We start from the raw sequence: 15,332 nt of genomic DNA, 5'->3' as shown, positions 1-15,332 counted from the left end.
GCGCCCGAACTTCAGCGGTACAGGCAGTCGACCAGCTTGTTTTCCACCCCGAGCAGGGCGTCCAGGCCTTTCTCCCAGCCGGAGGCGCCCTTGGCCAGCGGCGCGAAGGCCGCCTCGTCTCCCGAGCCCTGCCGAACCGCGATCTCCGTGGCGGCGATGCGGAAAGCGGCATCGGCCGCGCCAAAATCGAGCCGGCTGCGAATCGTCCAGCTCGAAAACCCCGAGCGGTAATCGGTCGTGGCCCGCAGCACCAGCGTGCCAGCCTCGGGCGCGGACGATTCCACGGTCAGGCCGGCAACCCCGCCCGCACAGGTCTGCGCTTTATTGATGATGTCGGCGCCGGTTCCCGGGATGGTGTACTGCGCGCTGAGCATGCGCTGGATCGGGCCATTGTCCTGACCATCGGCAATTTCCAGCGTGTGTCCGTTGTAGGGCACGTCAGCGGCGAATGCCGGAGCCAGGGCCAATGCGGCGAGGAAAATCAGATGTCTCGACGTCACGGGTTTTGCTTGCATCAATTCGCTTGCATCAAGGGGCTCGTTCCCGAAGGATAACGCAAAGTGACGGCCCGTGAGGCTCAGGGCGCACGCCGCCGCTGTTCAGCCAGGGTGAGCGCCACGTTGTCGCGCAGGTAGGCAGGTTCGATCCGCTCCGGCGCCACGGCTTCGCCGCGCGCGAACGCGGCCGCAGCCAGCCTTGCCACTGCGCCTGCGTGCGGCATGGCCTGTGCGTCCACGCCCGCCAGCGCACCCGCGAACCGGGCCTGCAACACGCCCCCAGCCGCGGCAAACCCGGTGCCCACAGCCAGCCAGCCGACACCTTCCAAGGGCTCGACGGCGTCCGGGCGCAGCACCGACTCCGGCCCCAGCCCGGCCACCTCGCCTGCCCGCAGCGCAAAGCGTCCCAAATAGACCTCGCCCATGCGCGCGTCGATGGCGGCGAGGACGCGGATATCGTGGCCGGCCGCCGCCTGCGCAGGTCCGGACGCGCTCGCCGCCAGCGCCGCCAGCGTCGAAACCGCGACCACCGGACGATCCAGCGCCAGCGCGATCCCCTGGGCCACCCCGATCCCGAGCCGCACCCCGGTAAATGCGCCCGGGCCCCGGCTGACCGCGATCGCATCCAGCTGCGCGCGCACCAGTCCGGCTTCGGCAAGCAGCGCCTCGGCCCAGGGCAAGGCCAGCTCCGCGTGCCGGCGCGGGGCGATCTCGAAACGTTCCAGCACCTGGCCATCGGCCCAGACGGCGACCGAACAGGCTTCGGTCGCGGTTTCAAAGGCAAGCAGTCTCATCGCTGACATTATGAACCAGCGAAAAATGCCGCCACGTCGCCAATGGACTGGGTCAAAGGCATCGGCGGCAGGGAATCGAGGAAAGTGCGCCCGTAGGATCGGCCGCGCAGCCGCGGGTCGCACAACACCAGCACGCCGCGGTCGGTCTCGGTGCGGATCAGCCGCCCCGCGCCCTGCTTGAGCGCAATCACCGCCTGCGGCAGCTGCTCGTCGCGGAACGGGTTGCCGCCAGCCCGGCGGATCGCGTCGAGTCGGGCCTCGAAGACCGGGTCGTCGGGCGCCGCGAACGGCAGCTTGTCGATCACCACCACGCTGAGCGCCGCGCCGGCCACGTCCACGCCCTCGCGGAAGCTGGCAGTGCCCAGCAGAACGCCATTGCCGGAAGCACGAAAGCGCTGCAGCAGCGCGTGGCGCGGTTCACTGCCCTGCACGAACAGCGGCCAAGGGGCGTCGCGCAGGCAGTCCTCGGCCTCGCGCAGGGCACGATGCGAGGCAAACAGCAGAAATGCGCGACCGCCGGAGGCCTCCAGCACCGGCAGTATTGCGGCGACCACGCTGCGCGTGTAGTCGCGCGCGGACGGCTCCGGCAGGTTCGGCGGCAGGTAGCACAGCGCCTGCCGCGGCCAGTCGAAGGGGCTGGGTTCGATCAACTCACGCGCTTGGCTGATGCCAAGACGACGGGCGGCGTGGCGAAAGCTGCCGGCCACCGCGAGCGTCGCCGATGTGAACACCCAGGCCGCGTGCGAGCGTTCGCGGTGCGCCCGCAGCGGCTCGGACACGTCCAGCGGCGTGCGCTGCAAGCGGAAACCGCGCGGGGTCAGCTCGTACCAGTGCACGGAAACACGCAAGTCGGGATCCGCGTCCACGTCTGCCGCAGCGTTGCCTGCATCGGCACGGGCCTCATCAAGAGCCAGCGCTGCCTCCGGTGTTGCCAGCCAGCGTTCGAGCCGGGCCAGCAACAGCGTCGCGCGCAGCCGGCAGGCATCGAATCCGGCCGTCGCCTCGCGCAGCGGCTCCAGTGTGTCCGACAGCTTCCGCAGCGCCGCAACCAGCGCCGCAAAGGCCGACTCCACGTCCACCGCCGCCAGCGCCCGCGACGCGGTGCCGCGCGCAGGCAGGACTTCCATCGCCGCACGGGCGGCACGCGCCGCCAGCTCCAGCGCCCGTGCCGGCCCCTGCACGCTGGCCAACGCGCCCGCCAGATGGCGGCACTCGCCAATCACATCGGTGGCCAGCTCGGTCAGCGCACGCAGGCTGGTGGCTTCCCCGAAGAACTGGGCGGCAAGTTCGGGAAGCTGGTGGGCTTCATCGACCACGTAGGCCTGCGCGCCGGGCAGGATTTCACCGAAGCCTTCCTCCTTCAGCGCCAGGTCGGCCAGCAGGAGATGATGATTGACCACGACCAGGTCGGCGGCCTGCGCCCGCTGGCGGGCACGCACCACGAAGCACTCGTTCCAGAACGCGCAGGCGGTGCCAAGGCAGTTTTCGGCGGTCGATGTCACCTGCGGCAGCAGCGGTGAATCCTCCGGCAGACCGTCGAGCTCGGCCAGGTCACCGCTGCGGGTCTGCCGGCTCCAGTCGACGATCTGTTGCAATTGTGCCGCCAGCGGGCCGCGCTGGAAACGCGGATCCTCCCGGGTCTGTTCCAGGCGGTAGTGGCACAGGTAATTGGCGCGCCCCTTGAGCAGCGCCACCTTGCACTCGACGCCCAGCGCTTCGCGCACCCGCGGCAGGTCGCGCAGGAACAACTGGTCCTGCAGCGCGCGGGTTCCGGTCGAAACGATCGTGCGGGCGCCCGACAGCAGGATCGGGACGAGATAGGCGAAGGTCTTGCCGGTGCCGGTACCGGCCTCGGCAAGCAGGATGGCGCGTGCCTCGACGGTGTCCGCGATTTCCGCGGCCAGCCGCTGCTGGGCCGGGCGTTCCGTGAACCCGGGGAAACAGCCGGCCAGCGCCGAGCCGGCCGCGAGCGCGGCACTGACCTCAACCGCAAGCCGCTCCTGGCCGGGCGCTGGAGAACTCACTGGACTGGTGGCGCCACGGGCGTCTGCGGGGGCGGTGCCGGCGGCTGCGGCGGCGGCGGTTCCCGTTTGGCCGGATCATCACCGCCGAACAGGCCCCGGAAGAACTGACCGGCACGCTCCAGCGGATCGCCGCTGGCATCATCCGGCGACGGCAGCGGGTTGCCGAATTCATCGAACTCCTGCGGCGGTGGGTACTGGCAAGGCTGATAGGCGGGCGCGTGCCCGGCCACGAACGGGAGGTGCCGGGCGCCGGGACAATCCGGATCGGTGCTCTGGCCGTCCAGCACCCAGCGCCAGTCGATGCCGGCGTTGGACAACCGCAGCGGCGCGCTCGGCATGCGCCGGAAGATGTCGGCCCAGACCCGCATCCCGCCGGACGCGCCGAACAACCCGGTCGGCTTGTTTTCGTCATTGCCTACCCAGACCACCGCGAGGTGGTCACCGGTATAGCCGGCGAACCAGCTGTCGCGGCCATCGTTGCTGGTGCCGGTCTTGCCGGCCGGCGCCAGCCGCCCGAGGCCATCACGCAGCAATCCGGTCGCGGTTCCCGAGGTGACGACGAATTGCAGCGCATTGCCGACCAGGCGCGCGGCCAGCGAGTCGCCCGGCTGCGCCGGCGGCACCGAGCTGTCGTAGCGCTTGATCGCGCGACCCCGCGCATCGAGCACACCGCGCACCGCGTGCAGTGGATGGATCTCGCCTTCCGAGGCGAGGAACTCGTAGAGCTGCGCCATCATGAACGGGCTCTGATCGGTGGCCCCGAGGATCAGCGCGGGCTGCGGATTGGTCGTGACCCCGGTCAGGACGTGGATCAGATCCGCCAGCCGCTGCGTGCCCACTGCCATCCCGAGCCGCACGGTTGCCTGGTTGTAGCTGTGCGCCAGCGCATCGACCAGGGCCACGTCGCCATGGCTGCGCCCGTCGGCATTGCCCGGCTTCCACTTCCGCCCACGACCGAGCCCGACCTCGACCGGGGCATCGCTGATGGTCGTCGCCAATGACCACTTGTCCGGTTGCGAAAACGCCAGCAGGTAGACGAACGGTTTCAACAGCGAGCCGACCGGGCGTCGCGCATCCACCGCGCGATTGAAGCCGGGCTGGGTGAACTCCCGGGAACCGACCACCGCCAGCACGTCGCCGTTGTGGACATCGGTCATCACCAACCCGGTCTGCAGCGGCGGCCGGCCGCGGCGATCCAGCGCGGTCAAGGTGCGCTGCACCGCCCCCTCGGCATAGCCTTGGGCAGAAGGAGACATGCCGCTCATCACGATCAGGCCGGCGCCGGAAAGCTGGTCCGCCGGGTAATCGCGCGCCAGCTGCTTGCGCACGAGATCGACGTAGGCCGGGAAACGATTGGCATTGGGCGTGCCGGGCGTGGCCGTCACGCCGAGCGGGGCCGCGACCGCGCGGTGGTAGCTCGCCGCATCGATTAGGTGGGTGTCCAACATCTGCTTGAGGACGAAGTTGCGGCGTTCCAGCGCACGTTCCGGATTGCGCCGAGGGTTGTACCAGGACGGTCCCTTGACCATGCCGATCAGCAGCGCGATTTGTTCTGACGACAGGCTCTTCAGGTCCTTGCCGAACCAGAATTCGGATGCGGCGGCGACGCCACGGATGGACTGGGCGCCGTTCTGGCCAAGGTCGACCTGGTTGAGGTAGGCCTCCATGATCGTGCGCTTGTCGTAGCGCGCCTCGAGCAGCAGCGCGAACAGGATTTCCTTGAACTTGCGCCGGTAAGTCTGCTCCTTGCCGATCCCGAGCAGGCCGCTGCGCGCCAGCTGCTGGGTCAGGGTGCTGGCCCCCTGGCGGGTCTCGCCGCCGGATTTGATGTTGACGAAGACCGCGCGCAGCATGCCGCTGAAATCGACGCCGATGTGGTGATTGAAATCGCGGTCCTCCACCGCCTGCAGCCCCGTGACCAGCAGCTCCGGGACTTCGTCGATCCGCACCAGCCGGCGCTCCTCCTGCAGCTGGCCGTACAAGGTCGCGATCCGGGCCGGATCCATGCGCGCGCTGCGCAGCATGCGCCTGCCGGAAACATCGCGGATCGTCGCCACCGTGCTGCCAGCCAGCGTCACCTCGACCACCGCCGGCGCCACCCGGCCGTCGATATCGTCATAGCCACGGCTGGAAATCCGCCAGCGCGCGCCATCGCGGGCGTAGCTGCCCGGCGCCTTGCCGTTGCCGGCCCGGTAGCCGGCCGCATGCAGTTCGATTTGCAGGGTCTGGGCGTCCATCGCCAGCCCGTCCCGCAGCACCAGCGGGCGGGCGTAGACCCGGGTCGGCACCTGCCAGCGCAATTTGCCGAAGCGTTCGCCCACCTCGTGGTTGAGATAGAGCAGATACGGAATCAGGAAACCCAGCAGCAGGGCCAGGCCCAGCAGTCCCAAGCGCAGCAGACCGCCGTGCCAACCGCTGCCTTCATCGTCCGCGCCGACCTCGTCGTCGTCCCCGTCGCGCAGGTCATCGTCTTCGATCCGGGGCATGGGCGAACTGGGAACTCCTGAGCGTCACTGGCACAGCCGCGAGCAGTCTAGCGCAGTCGGATGACGCTGCCTTGAACCCGCGCAGGCAGCGCCCTCAATCCCGGCGCGCCGAGCGCACGCCGGGCAACGATTCCAGCCGGGCCAGCAGCAGCCCGAGCTGGCCGAAATCGGCCACCCGCGCATGCAGAGCGATCCGCACCTGGCCATGGCCGCCGCGCCTCTGCTCCGCGTTCAGCCCGAGGACGTGGACCCCCAGCTGGGCCATCAGGGTGGTGATGTCCTTGAGCAAAGCCTTGCGGTCGAGCGCCTCGATCCGGATCGCCACGCTCTGCCCGCTCTGGCGCGCGCCCCACTCCACCGGCAGCGCACGCGCCGGCTCTTTCGCCACCAGCCGCAGGAAAGCGGCGCAGTCCGGGCGGTGGACGCTGACCCCGCGCGCGCGGGTCAGGTAGCCGACGATGGCCTCGCCCGGCAGCGGCTGGCAGCAGCGCGCTACCTGCGCCAGCAGGTTGTCCACGCCCTGCACGGTGACGGTGCCGGCGCTGCGCGCCGTCACGCCTTCGGCCGGCGTGAGGGGCGCAGACGGCGGCTCCGGCGGTGGCGCGGGTTTCTCCAGTTCCAGCAGCGACCGGCCGACCTGGCCAGGCCCGACGTCCCCCAGCGCCACCGCCACCAGCAGGTCGTCCTCGGTCTGGGCGTTGAAGCGTGCCAGCACCGGCGCCAGGTCGGCGTGCAGCAGGCCCATCCGGCGCAGGTCGTGATCCAGCAAATCGCGCCCCGCCTGCAGATTGCGCTCGCGATCGAGCTTGTTGAACCAGGAGCGCACTTTCTCTCGCGAGCGCGAGCTGGCGAGGAAGCCACTACTGGCCAGCAGCCAGTCACGGCTCGGGTCGGGGATCTTGCCGGTGAGGATCTCGACCCGTTGCCCGGTGTGCAGCGCATGCGACAGCGGCACGATCCGGCCGTCGACCTTGGCGCCCCGGCAGCGGTGCCCGACCATCGTGTGAACCGCGTATGCGAAATCGAGCACGGTGCCGCCCTGCGGCAGGTCGATCACTTCGCCCTTGGGCGTGAGCGCATACACCCGGTCTTCGATCAGGTCACTGTCCACGCCCTGCAGCGGCGCCGGCTCGCCTTCGCGGGCGGCCTCGGCGGCCTGTTCCAGCAGCTTGCGCATCCAGGCGATGCGCTTGTCCATCGCCGCCCCGCCGGCGCTGCTGCCTTCCTTGTAGCGCCAGTGGGCGGCCACGCCCAGATCGGCCTGGGCATGCATCTCGCGGGTGCGGATCTGGACTTCGAGGGTCTTGCCCTCCGGACCGATCACCGCGGTATGCAAGGAACGGTACCCGTTCGGCTTCGGTCTGGCAATGTAGTCGTCGAACTCGCTGGGGATCGGTACCCACATCGCGTGCACCTGCCCCAGCGCGGCGTAGCAGGACGGGACGTCGTCCACCAGCACCCGCACCGCGCGCAGGTCATAGAGTTCGTCGATGCCCACGCCTTTGCGCCGCATCTTCCGCCAGATGCTGTAGATGTGCTTCGGACGACCGGCCACGTCCGCGTCCATGCCCTGCGCCAGCAGCGCGGCGCGAAGTTGCTTGACCACCTTGAGTACGAAGCGCTCGCGACCACCGCGGCTGTCGTCCAGCAGCCGCGCGATCTGGAGGTAGTCCGCCGGTTGCAGGATGCGGAAAGCGAGGTCCTCCAGCTCCCACTTCAGTTGGCCGATACCGAGCCGGTTGGCCAGCGGCGCGTGGATGTCACGGGTCAGCTTCGCCAGCGCCTGCTGCTCGGGTTCCGGCAGCCTCCAGGCCGCGCGCATGCGCGCCAGCTGGCGCGCCAGCACGATCGTCACCACCCGCAAGTCGCGCACCAGCGCCAGCAGCAGTCGACGCATGCCCTCGGGATTGCGGCCGCCGCCGTGGCTGCGGTGCAGCGCCCAGACCCGACTGGCGGCGCGTTGGCCTTCGAGCAGGATTCGCAGGCGCTCCGGGATGTCGAGCCCGGCCTGCCGGGTGGCCTCGGCCAGATCCATCGCGGCATCCAGCAGTGCCGCCGCGATCACCTCGGCATCGGCATGCAGTGAATCCAGGATCGTCAGGGTATCGATCAGCACTTCGCCGCGATCACGCATCGCCGCGCCGGCGTTGGCCCGCTCCAGCCAGAAAGCCGCCAATGCCTCGGGCAGCGCGCCTTCCGGGACGCGCGCCAGAGCGTCGGCATAGCCGGAAACGGTGGGGACGGCAGCGGCGTGCATGGCTCTACAGTAGCGGCGCCGATGCGGCTCGGCCAGCCTCCGGATCAAGCCAGGCGCTGCAACCGCTGCGCCAGTCGTTTGGCCGATACCCGGCCCTTCACCCCCAATTCCTGCGCAAACAGCGACACCCGCAATTCTTCCAGCTCCCAGCGCAGGGCCTGCGCCTCCGGGGCATCGGCGTCGGCAGCGGCCAGCGCATCCTGGAATGGCTTGAACTCCAGCATCCGCGCCTGGTCCTTGACCGGATCGCGCTGGGCGCGTTCGGCGCGCAGCGCCAGCGCCTTCAGCCAGCGCGGATACTCGGCCAGTGCGGCGGCCGGGGTCGTGAGCAGAAAGTCGGGGCCGGCCAGCGCATCGAGCTGCGCCCGCATGTCATCGAGATTGGCGCGCGCCCAGCCCATCAGCCGTGATTCCAGCTTCGCGCGTACCTCGGCCACCAGATCGAGGATGTTTTCGGCTTGTCCCAACCGCCGCATGGCCTCGCCGAACAGCTCCCGGCCGATGGCCTCCCGGCGGCAGGCGAAGGCCGCGGCATCGCGTACGGCAAGCAGGCCATCAGCCGCCAGCGCATTGAAAGCACCCTCGACCAGATCCGCACGCAACCGATCGCGGGCACGGGGGTCAGGGTCGCTTGTCCAGCCGTGCCGCGCCGCCTCGTGCCCATGCCGAAGAAAAAGCGAGTCCGTCCCCCTTGCCGCGATCGCGGCATACAGCAGCGAGAGCTTGGGCTGGATCGGCAACTGTTTGCGCGCCTGCTTGCACGCCTCCGCCAGCGCGATGGCCAGCAGCCGCCGCACGCCCTGTGGGTGCAGGCGCTCGGCGTCGCCGCGCCGGGCCAGCACCACCACCAACACCGATTCACCGTCATCACGCAACGCCGGATACGCCGGCACCCCACCCGCGCCGGGCACGCTGTCCGGGAGCGGCCGCGCCGGGAACTCCCGCAGCCCCGACTGTGCCAGGTCCTGCGCCGCATGTTTGGCGAAGGCCTGCGCGGCGCGTGCGCCAAAGCGCGCGCGCAACTCGGCAAGATCGCGCGATTCGGCCAGCACCGTCTTGCCGTCCTGCAGGCGCAGGTTGGCGCGCAGATGCGGCTCCAGCGCCGCTTCGTCGAAATCGGAGGGCAGCAACTCGACGCCCGACAGTTTTTTCAGGAAACGGGCAAGCACGCCCGTGATGGCATCGGCCTCCGGCTGCGGATGCGCCTCCGCAAACGCACGGGCAAACTCCGGCGCGGGCACGAAGTTGCGCCGCAGCGATTTTGGCAGCGATTTGATCAGCGCTGCCGCCTTGTCCTCGACGAAGCCCGGCGCCAGCCACGACAGCCGTTCGGCATCCAGCGCGCCAAGCAGGTGCAGCGGCACCGCCACGGTCATGCCGTCGTCCAGCGCGCCCGGCTCGAAGCGGTACTGCACCGCCAGCCGCGCATCACCCAGCGCAAGATAGGCGGGGAAGCGCGCAGCGTCGGTCAGGTCGGCCACCAGCAGGTCGTCGCGCGCCCACTCCAGTGCGGCCTTGGCGTCCTTCGACAACTTGCCGTACCAGGCATCCAGCGCCTGCGCGTTGTGGACGTGTGGCGGCAGTCGGTCCAGATACCAGCGCGCCTGCCAGTCCTCGTCCACCACCAGTCCCACCCGACGCTGCTTGGCTTCTTCCTGCCCGGCCTGCTCCAGTGTGCGCAGGTTGCGCGCAAGGAAGGCGCAGCGGGTATTGATCTCGCCGGTCAGCAGCGCCTCGCGCACGAAGATCTGCCGGCTTTCCTCGGGAAACAGCGCACCGTAATGGATCGGTTTTTTCGGCGCCAGCACCAAGCCGAACAAGCTGATCTGCTCGCTGCCCAGCACCCGGCCCTGCGCGCGCGACCAGTGCGGGTCGTGCGGGCGCCGCGCCAGCAGGTGCGCCAGCTCGGCGATCGCCCACTCCGGCTCGATCGCGGCATTGGTCAGTGCCCACACTTTTTCGGTATCGAGCAGGGTGGCCGACAGCACCCACGGCGGCGGCTTGCTGGCCAGCTTCGATCCCGGGAACAGCGCGAATTTGCGCCCGCGCGGGCCGTCGTACTGGTTCTTCTCGCCGCGGTGACCGATCTGGGTGGGCAGGCCCGCGATCAGGGCGCGGTGCAGTGCGGTGTATTCATGGCGTTGCCCGTCACTCCCGCGGAAACGGGAGTCCATGGACGTTTCCGGATTCGCTGAAACTTCCATGGATTGGGCAGACACGCGTCGGTCAGAAGCGACCCGCTTTTGCGGGGATGACGGGAAGAGTTCCTCGCATTGCAGCTTGAGCTGGCGATGCAGCTCCCGCCACTCGCGCAGGCGCAGGAAGCCGAGGAAATGTCGGTCCGCCCATTTGCGCAGCTGCGACTGGCTCGACGCCTCGTACGCGGCACGGTAGGCCTCCCACAGATTGAGGATGCCGACGAATTCCGACTTGGCATCGGCGAACTGCGCATGCGCGGCATCGGCGGCGGCGCGGGCATCGGCCGGGCGCTCGCGCGGGTCCTGCACGCCGAGGAAACTGGCGATCACCAGCACATCCGGCAACACGCCGTGCGCCTGCGCGGCGACCAGCATGCGCGAAAGTTTCACATCCACCGGCAGCTTGGCCATCGTGCGGCCGATGGGGGTGAGCTTGCGCTCGCCGTCGACCGCGCCGAGTTCGGCCAGCTGCTGCCAGCCGTCGGCGATGGCACGCGGGTCCGGCGCTTCGAGAAAGGGGAATTTCTCGATCTCGCCCAAGCCCAGCGCCAGCATCCGCAGGATCACTCCGGCCAGTGCGGCGCGGCGGATTTCCGGATCGGTGAACTCCGCGCGCGACTGGAAGTCGGCTTCGGAATACAAGCGGATGCACACCCCCGGCGCGATCCGCCCACAGCGGCCGGCGCGCTGGTTGGCGCTGGCCTGCGCCACGTCTTCGATATGCAACCGATCGAGCTTCTGCCGCGGGCTGTAGCGCTTGACCCGCGCCACGCCGGGGTCGATCACGTAATGGATGCGCGGCACCGTCAACGAGGTTTCCGCGACATTGGTGGCCAGCACGATCCGCCGCACAGGGCCGGGATGGAACACCCGGTCCTGATCCTTGGCCGATAGCCGCGCATACAGCGGCAGCACTTCGGTGTGGCGATATTTGCGCTTCTCCAGCGCCTGATGGGCATCGCGGATCTCGCGCTCGCCGGGCAGGAACACCAGCACATCGCCGATGCCTTTTTCGCGCTGGATTTCGTCGCAGGCGGCAACGATGCCGGAAATGGTGTCAGGGACAATTTCGCGACCTGTACGACCGATTGCCTTCGCATCGCCGGAAATTGTCCCTGACACCATTTCATCCGACACCATTTCATCCGACACCATTTCATCCAGCGGCCGATAACGCAGCTCCACCGGATAGCCACGCCCCTCCACCTGCACCACCGGCGCACCACCGAAATGCGCAGCGAAGCGCTCGGTATCGATGGTGGCCGAAGTGACGACCAATTTCAGATCAGGCCGGCGCGGCAGCAATTGCTTGAGAAAGCCGAGCAGGAAATCGATATTGAGGCTGCGCTCGTGCGCCTCGTCGATGATCAGGGTGTCGTACTTCGACAGCCAGCGGTCGTGCTGGATTTCCGCCAGCAGGATGCCGTCGGTCATGAACTTGATCGCGGTCTGCTCGCTGACCGCGTCGTTGAAGCGCACCTGGAAGCCCACCGCGCCGCCCAGCGGCACCTGCAACTCCTCCGCCACCCGCCGCGCCACCGAACGCGCCGCCAGCCGCCGCGGCTGGGTGCAACCGATCACCCCGGCTGCGCCGCGCCCGGCCGCAAGGCACAACTTGGGCAACTGGGTGGTCTTGCCGCTGCCGGTCTCGCCGGCGATCACCACCACCTGGTGCCAGCGAATCAGCGTGATGATGTCCTCGGCGTGCGCGGCGATCGGCAAATCCGCGTTCACCGTCGCCTTCGGCAACCGCGCCGCACGCCGTTCGCGCTCGTCGATCGAAGCCTGCAGCTTGTGCGCGAACGCCGCCTGCAGTGCCGCATCGGCCGGCTTGCCCTGCCATTGTTTCAGCAGCCCCAGCAGGCGACCACGGTCGCCCGTCAGCGCGGCCTCGATGGCGCGCCGGGCTTGTCTGAACGTCGGCTCAGGGTGTCGCTTGGGTTTGGGTTTCTCGGCCCCCATCCATTGATACCCGCGGGGTTTCCGCTCCCCGGTCAAACGCACTACGCTTATTGTCGCAACTCCCCCTACCCGCCGCACAAAGGAGTCCGTCGTGGCCACGAGCAAATCCCCCGGCAAGCCCGCCGAGCAGACCGCCAAGCAGCCTGTCCAGAAGACCGCCAAGCAGTCCGCGAAGCAGTCCGTCAAGCAATCCGCGCAGAAACCGGCCAAGGTTCCCGCAGCCAGTGCCCCCGAGATCGACATCGGCATCAACGCCAAGGACCGCGCCGATATCGCCGCCGGGCTGGCGCATGTGCTGGCCGATGCCTACACCTTGTATCTGAAGACCCACAACTTCCACTGGAATGTGACAGGCCCGATGTTCAATTCGCTGCACACCCTGTTCGAAGCGCAGTACACCGAGCAGTGGGCGGCGCTGGACGAAATCGCCGAGCGCATCCGTGCGCTGGGCTTCAACGCTCCCGGCAGCTACGCCGAGTTCGCCAGGCTCACTTCCATCAAGGAAGAGCCCGGCATGACCACCGCCCCGGCCTGGCACGAGATGGTGCAGCAACTGGTGGACGGCAACGAAGCGTTCTGCCGCACCGCGCGAGTGGCACTGGACGTGGCCGATGACGCCGACGATGCCCCCACCGAGGACCTGCTGACCCAGCGCCTGCAGACCCACGAAAAGTACGCCTGGATGCTGCGCTCGCTGCTGCAGTAGGAGCGCACCGCAGGCGCGCGATGTCGTTCCCCGACACACCTGATCGGCGCAAGGACAGGCCCACCCTGCCGGTACAATGCGCCGATGCAGATCGGCCCCTACAGCATCCAGCCGGCGGTCGCGCTGGCCCCGATGGCCGGCGTGACCGACAAGCCGTTCCGGCAGCTGGTCAAGCGGCTGGGTGCCGGGCTGGCGGTATCGGAAATGACCATTTCCGATCCGCGCTTCTGGAGTACCGCCAAATCGCGCACACGGATGGACCATTCCGGCGAGCCGGACCCGATCAGCGTGCAGATCGCCGGCACCGATCCGGCCGCACTGGCCGACGCGGCGCGCTACAACGTCGACCACGGCGCCCAGATCATCGACATCAACATGGGCTGTCCGGCCAAGAAGGTCTGCAACGTGCTGGCCGGTTCAGCGCTGATGCGCGACCCGCTATTGGTGGCGCGGATTCTCGAAGCGGTCCTGCGGGCGGTCAACGTGCCGGTGACGCTGAAAATCCGCACCGGCTGGGATGCCCGGCACAAGAACGCGCCGGAGATCGCGCGCATTGCCGAAGACGCCGGGATCAAAGCGCTGGCCGTGCACGGCCGCACCCGCGACCAGCATTACACCGGGGTCGCCGAATACGCCACCATCACTGAAATCAAAGCGGTGGCGACGATCCCGGTAATCGCCAATGGCGATATCGACTCACCGCAGAAAGCAGCATTCGTGTTGCACGCCACCGGCTGCGATGCGGTCATGGTCGGCCGCGCCGCACAGGGCCGGCCGTGGCTGCCGGGCCGGATCGCCCACTACCTTGCCAGCGGCGAGCTGCTGCCCGAGCCGGAGCCGGCGCAGGTACGCGCCATCCTGATCGACCACCTGCACGCGCTGCATGCGCACTATGGCGAGGAGTCGGGCGTGCGCATCGCCCGCAAGCATTTGGGCTGGTACGCCAAGGATCGCCCCGAAAATGCGGCGTTTCGCGCCGTGGTCAACCGCGCGCAGACGGCGGACGAGCAGCTCCGCCTGACCCGCAGCTACTTCGACGCATTGGCCGCCGGGGTGGCGCCGGAATTGCCCGTTGCCGCCTGACCTGCCGGTTCCGTCCAGATCCGCTGCCAGACCGCATCCCACTGCGCACCGACGTCGCGCGGCGGCGAACGCACCGCCGCTACCGGAATGGCACGCCAGCCAGCCTCGGCGTGCCGGGCAACCCGAAAACTGAAGAAATACTCGGGCGCATTGCCCATGCGCAGATCATCGATCAGCAGATCGTCATCGACCACCCGCGCCGCGATGAATCCACGGGTAAACCACGCCATCCGCTGCACCGCCGGCACGGCTCCGGCAGCCTGCAGCGCGGCGGCGTCGGTGGGATGGAAGCGAAAATGCATCGGCCCGCGGTCAACAGACAGCGACCGGAAGCCTTCGAGGTATCCACCCGGCACCATCGCCACCTCGCGCCACAGCAAGGTCGTCAGCGGCATCGGCACCGAGAAGCGCGGCGCATCGGCATGGCCCAGCGCGGCCAATTCGCTGTCGGCGGCGCGCGCCACCTGCGCCTTGGCCAGCAGCGACCAGCCCAGATAGCCCACACCCAGTGCCAGCCCCGCCGCGAGCGCACGGCCGCCCCAGCGCCGGGTGCCCGCCACCATCGCCAGCAGAAATGCCAACAACCACGGCAAGGTGAACAACGGATCGACGATGAACAATGAGCTCCACATCAGCGGCCGCACCGGCAGCGGCCACAGCAACTGCGTGCCGTAGACGGTGAAGCTGTCCAGCAACGGATGCGCCATCAGGCAAACGAAGATCGCCCACCACCAGCGCGTCGGCGCGGCCGCCACCCGCCCCCCACGACGCTTGAAAAACCACCAGATCGCCCACGCGATGAGCGGCAGCACCAGCCAGGAATGGGTGGCCGCGCGGTGCCAGGTCATCCGCACGATCGGATCGTGGCTCAGCAGCAGCGGCAGCACGTCCAGATCGGGCAGCGTGTTCAGCGCCGCACCGGCCAACAGCGCGGCGCGGCGATGGGCTTTGGGCGCGATGGCAGCACAGATGACGCCGCCGTAGAACAGGTGGGTGATCGAATCCATGTGTGGATGCTAGGAAGAAATCGATCCAATCAGCAAATCCGCTGCCGTTCATGGTTCGACAGGCTCACCACGAACGGGGACTCGACAGGCCTGTCCTGAGCCTGTCGAAGGGCCCACCACGAACCTCAACCGTTCGCCCTGAGCCTGTCGAAGGGCCCACCACGAACCCAACCGTTCGCCCTGAGCCTGTCGAAGGGTGAACGGTGACAAGTCCATGCACGTATCCTGAAGTCCGTGTTGCCGGACCCGATCCGGCATGCTGGATCCCGGGTTGGCGCGACCATGCAGACACGGGCACGACGCGGTATCATTCGCGCC

At 68.6% G+C, this 15,332-nt stretch carries 9 protein-coding genes; 2 read left to right on the top strand and 7 right to left on the bottom strand.

The window, feature by feature from the left end; all coding sequences use genetic code 11:
* Window positions 1-11: 11 nt before the first annotated feature.
* The 6 genes from M9902_RS05335 to hrpA form a co-directional block, all read right to left on the bottom strand.
* On the bottom strand, window positions 12-500 hold the full coding sequence (locus tag M9902_RS05335; RefSeq protein WP_297221465.1) for a hypothetical protein: 489 nt from the start codon (window positions 498-500) through the stop codon (window positions 12-14).
* Window positions 501-577: 77 nt separating this feature from the next.
* The gene (gene tsaB / locus M9902_RS05330) at window positions 578-1,291 is read right to left on the bottom strand and encodes a tRNA (adenosine(37)-N6)-threonylcarbamoyltransferase complex dimerization subunit type 1 TsaB (RefSeq protein WP_297221464.1); all 714 of its coding nucleotides are present in this window, start codon (window positions 1,289-1,291) and stop codon (window positions 578-580) included.
* 8 nt (window positions 1,292-1,299) lie between these two features.
* Entirely contained in the window at window positions 1,300-3,243 is a 1,944-nt protein-coding gene (locus M9902_RS05325; protein ID WP_297221501.1) for an ATP-dependent DNA helicase, read from the bottom strand.
* A gap of 68 nt (window positions 3,244-3,311) precedes the next feature.
* Window positions 3,312-5,801, bottom strand: a complete 2,490-nt coding sequence (gene mrcB / locus M9902_RS05320) for a penicillin-binding protein 1B (RefSeq protein WP_297221463.1) — start codon at window positions 5,799-5,801, stop codon at window positions 3,312-3,314.
* Between the two features lie 94 nt (window positions 5,802-5,895).
* Entirely contained in the window at window positions 5,896-7,935 is a 2,040-nt protein-coding gene (locus tag M9902_RS05315; protein WP_297221500.1) for a bifunctional (p)ppGpp synthetase/guanosine-3',5'-bis(diphosphate) 3'-pyrophosphohydrolase, read from the bottom strand.
* Window positions 7,936-8,102: 167 nt separating this feature from the next.
* Window positions 8,103-12,218: an ATP-dependent RNA helicase HrpA gene (gene hrpA, locus M9902_RS05310; RefSeq protein ID WP_297221462.1), complete on the bottom strand. Its 4,116-nt coding sequence runs from the start codon at window positions 12,216-12,218 to the stop codon at window positions 8,103-8,105.
* Window positions 12,219-12,309: 91 nt separating this feature from the next.
* Between hrpA and M9902_RS05305 the strand changes: the two genes are divergently transcribed.
* Both M9902_RS05305 and dusB read left to right on the top strand, forming a co-directional pair.
* On the top strand, window positions 12,310-12,924 hold the full coding sequence (locus M9902_RS05305) for a Dps family protein (protein WP_297221461.1): 615 nt from the start codon (window positions 12,310-12,312) through the stop codon (window positions 12,922-12,924).
* A gap of 84 nt (window positions 12,925-13,008) precedes the next feature.
* Window positions 13,009-14,007, top strand: a complete 999-nt coding sequence (dusB, locus tag M9902_RS05300; protein WP_297221460.1) for a tRNA dihydrouridine synthase DusB — start codon at window positions 13,009-13,011, stop codon at window positions 14,005-14,007.
* On the opposite strand, the gene M9902_RS05295 is transcribed toward dusB, so the two are convergent.
* Window positions 13,953-15,014, bottom strand: coding sequence for a metal-dependent hydrolase (locus M9902_RS05295; RefSeq protein ID WP_297221459.1), 1,062 nt, complete (start codon window positions 15,012-15,014; stop codon window positions 13,953-13,955). The two genes, dusB and M9902_RS05295, sit on opposite strands and share 55 nt — an antisense overlap.
* Window positions 15,015-15,332: the final 318 nt, after the last annotated feature.

The organism is Thermomonas sp., from assembly GCF_023953935.1.
Taxonomy (GTDB): Bacteria; Pseudomonadota; Gammaproteobacteria; order Xanthomonadales; family Xanthomonadaceae; genus Thermomonas.
The sequence above is the reverse complement of the archived record's forward strand: the minus strand, read 5'-3'. Positions and strand labels throughout refer to the sequence as shown.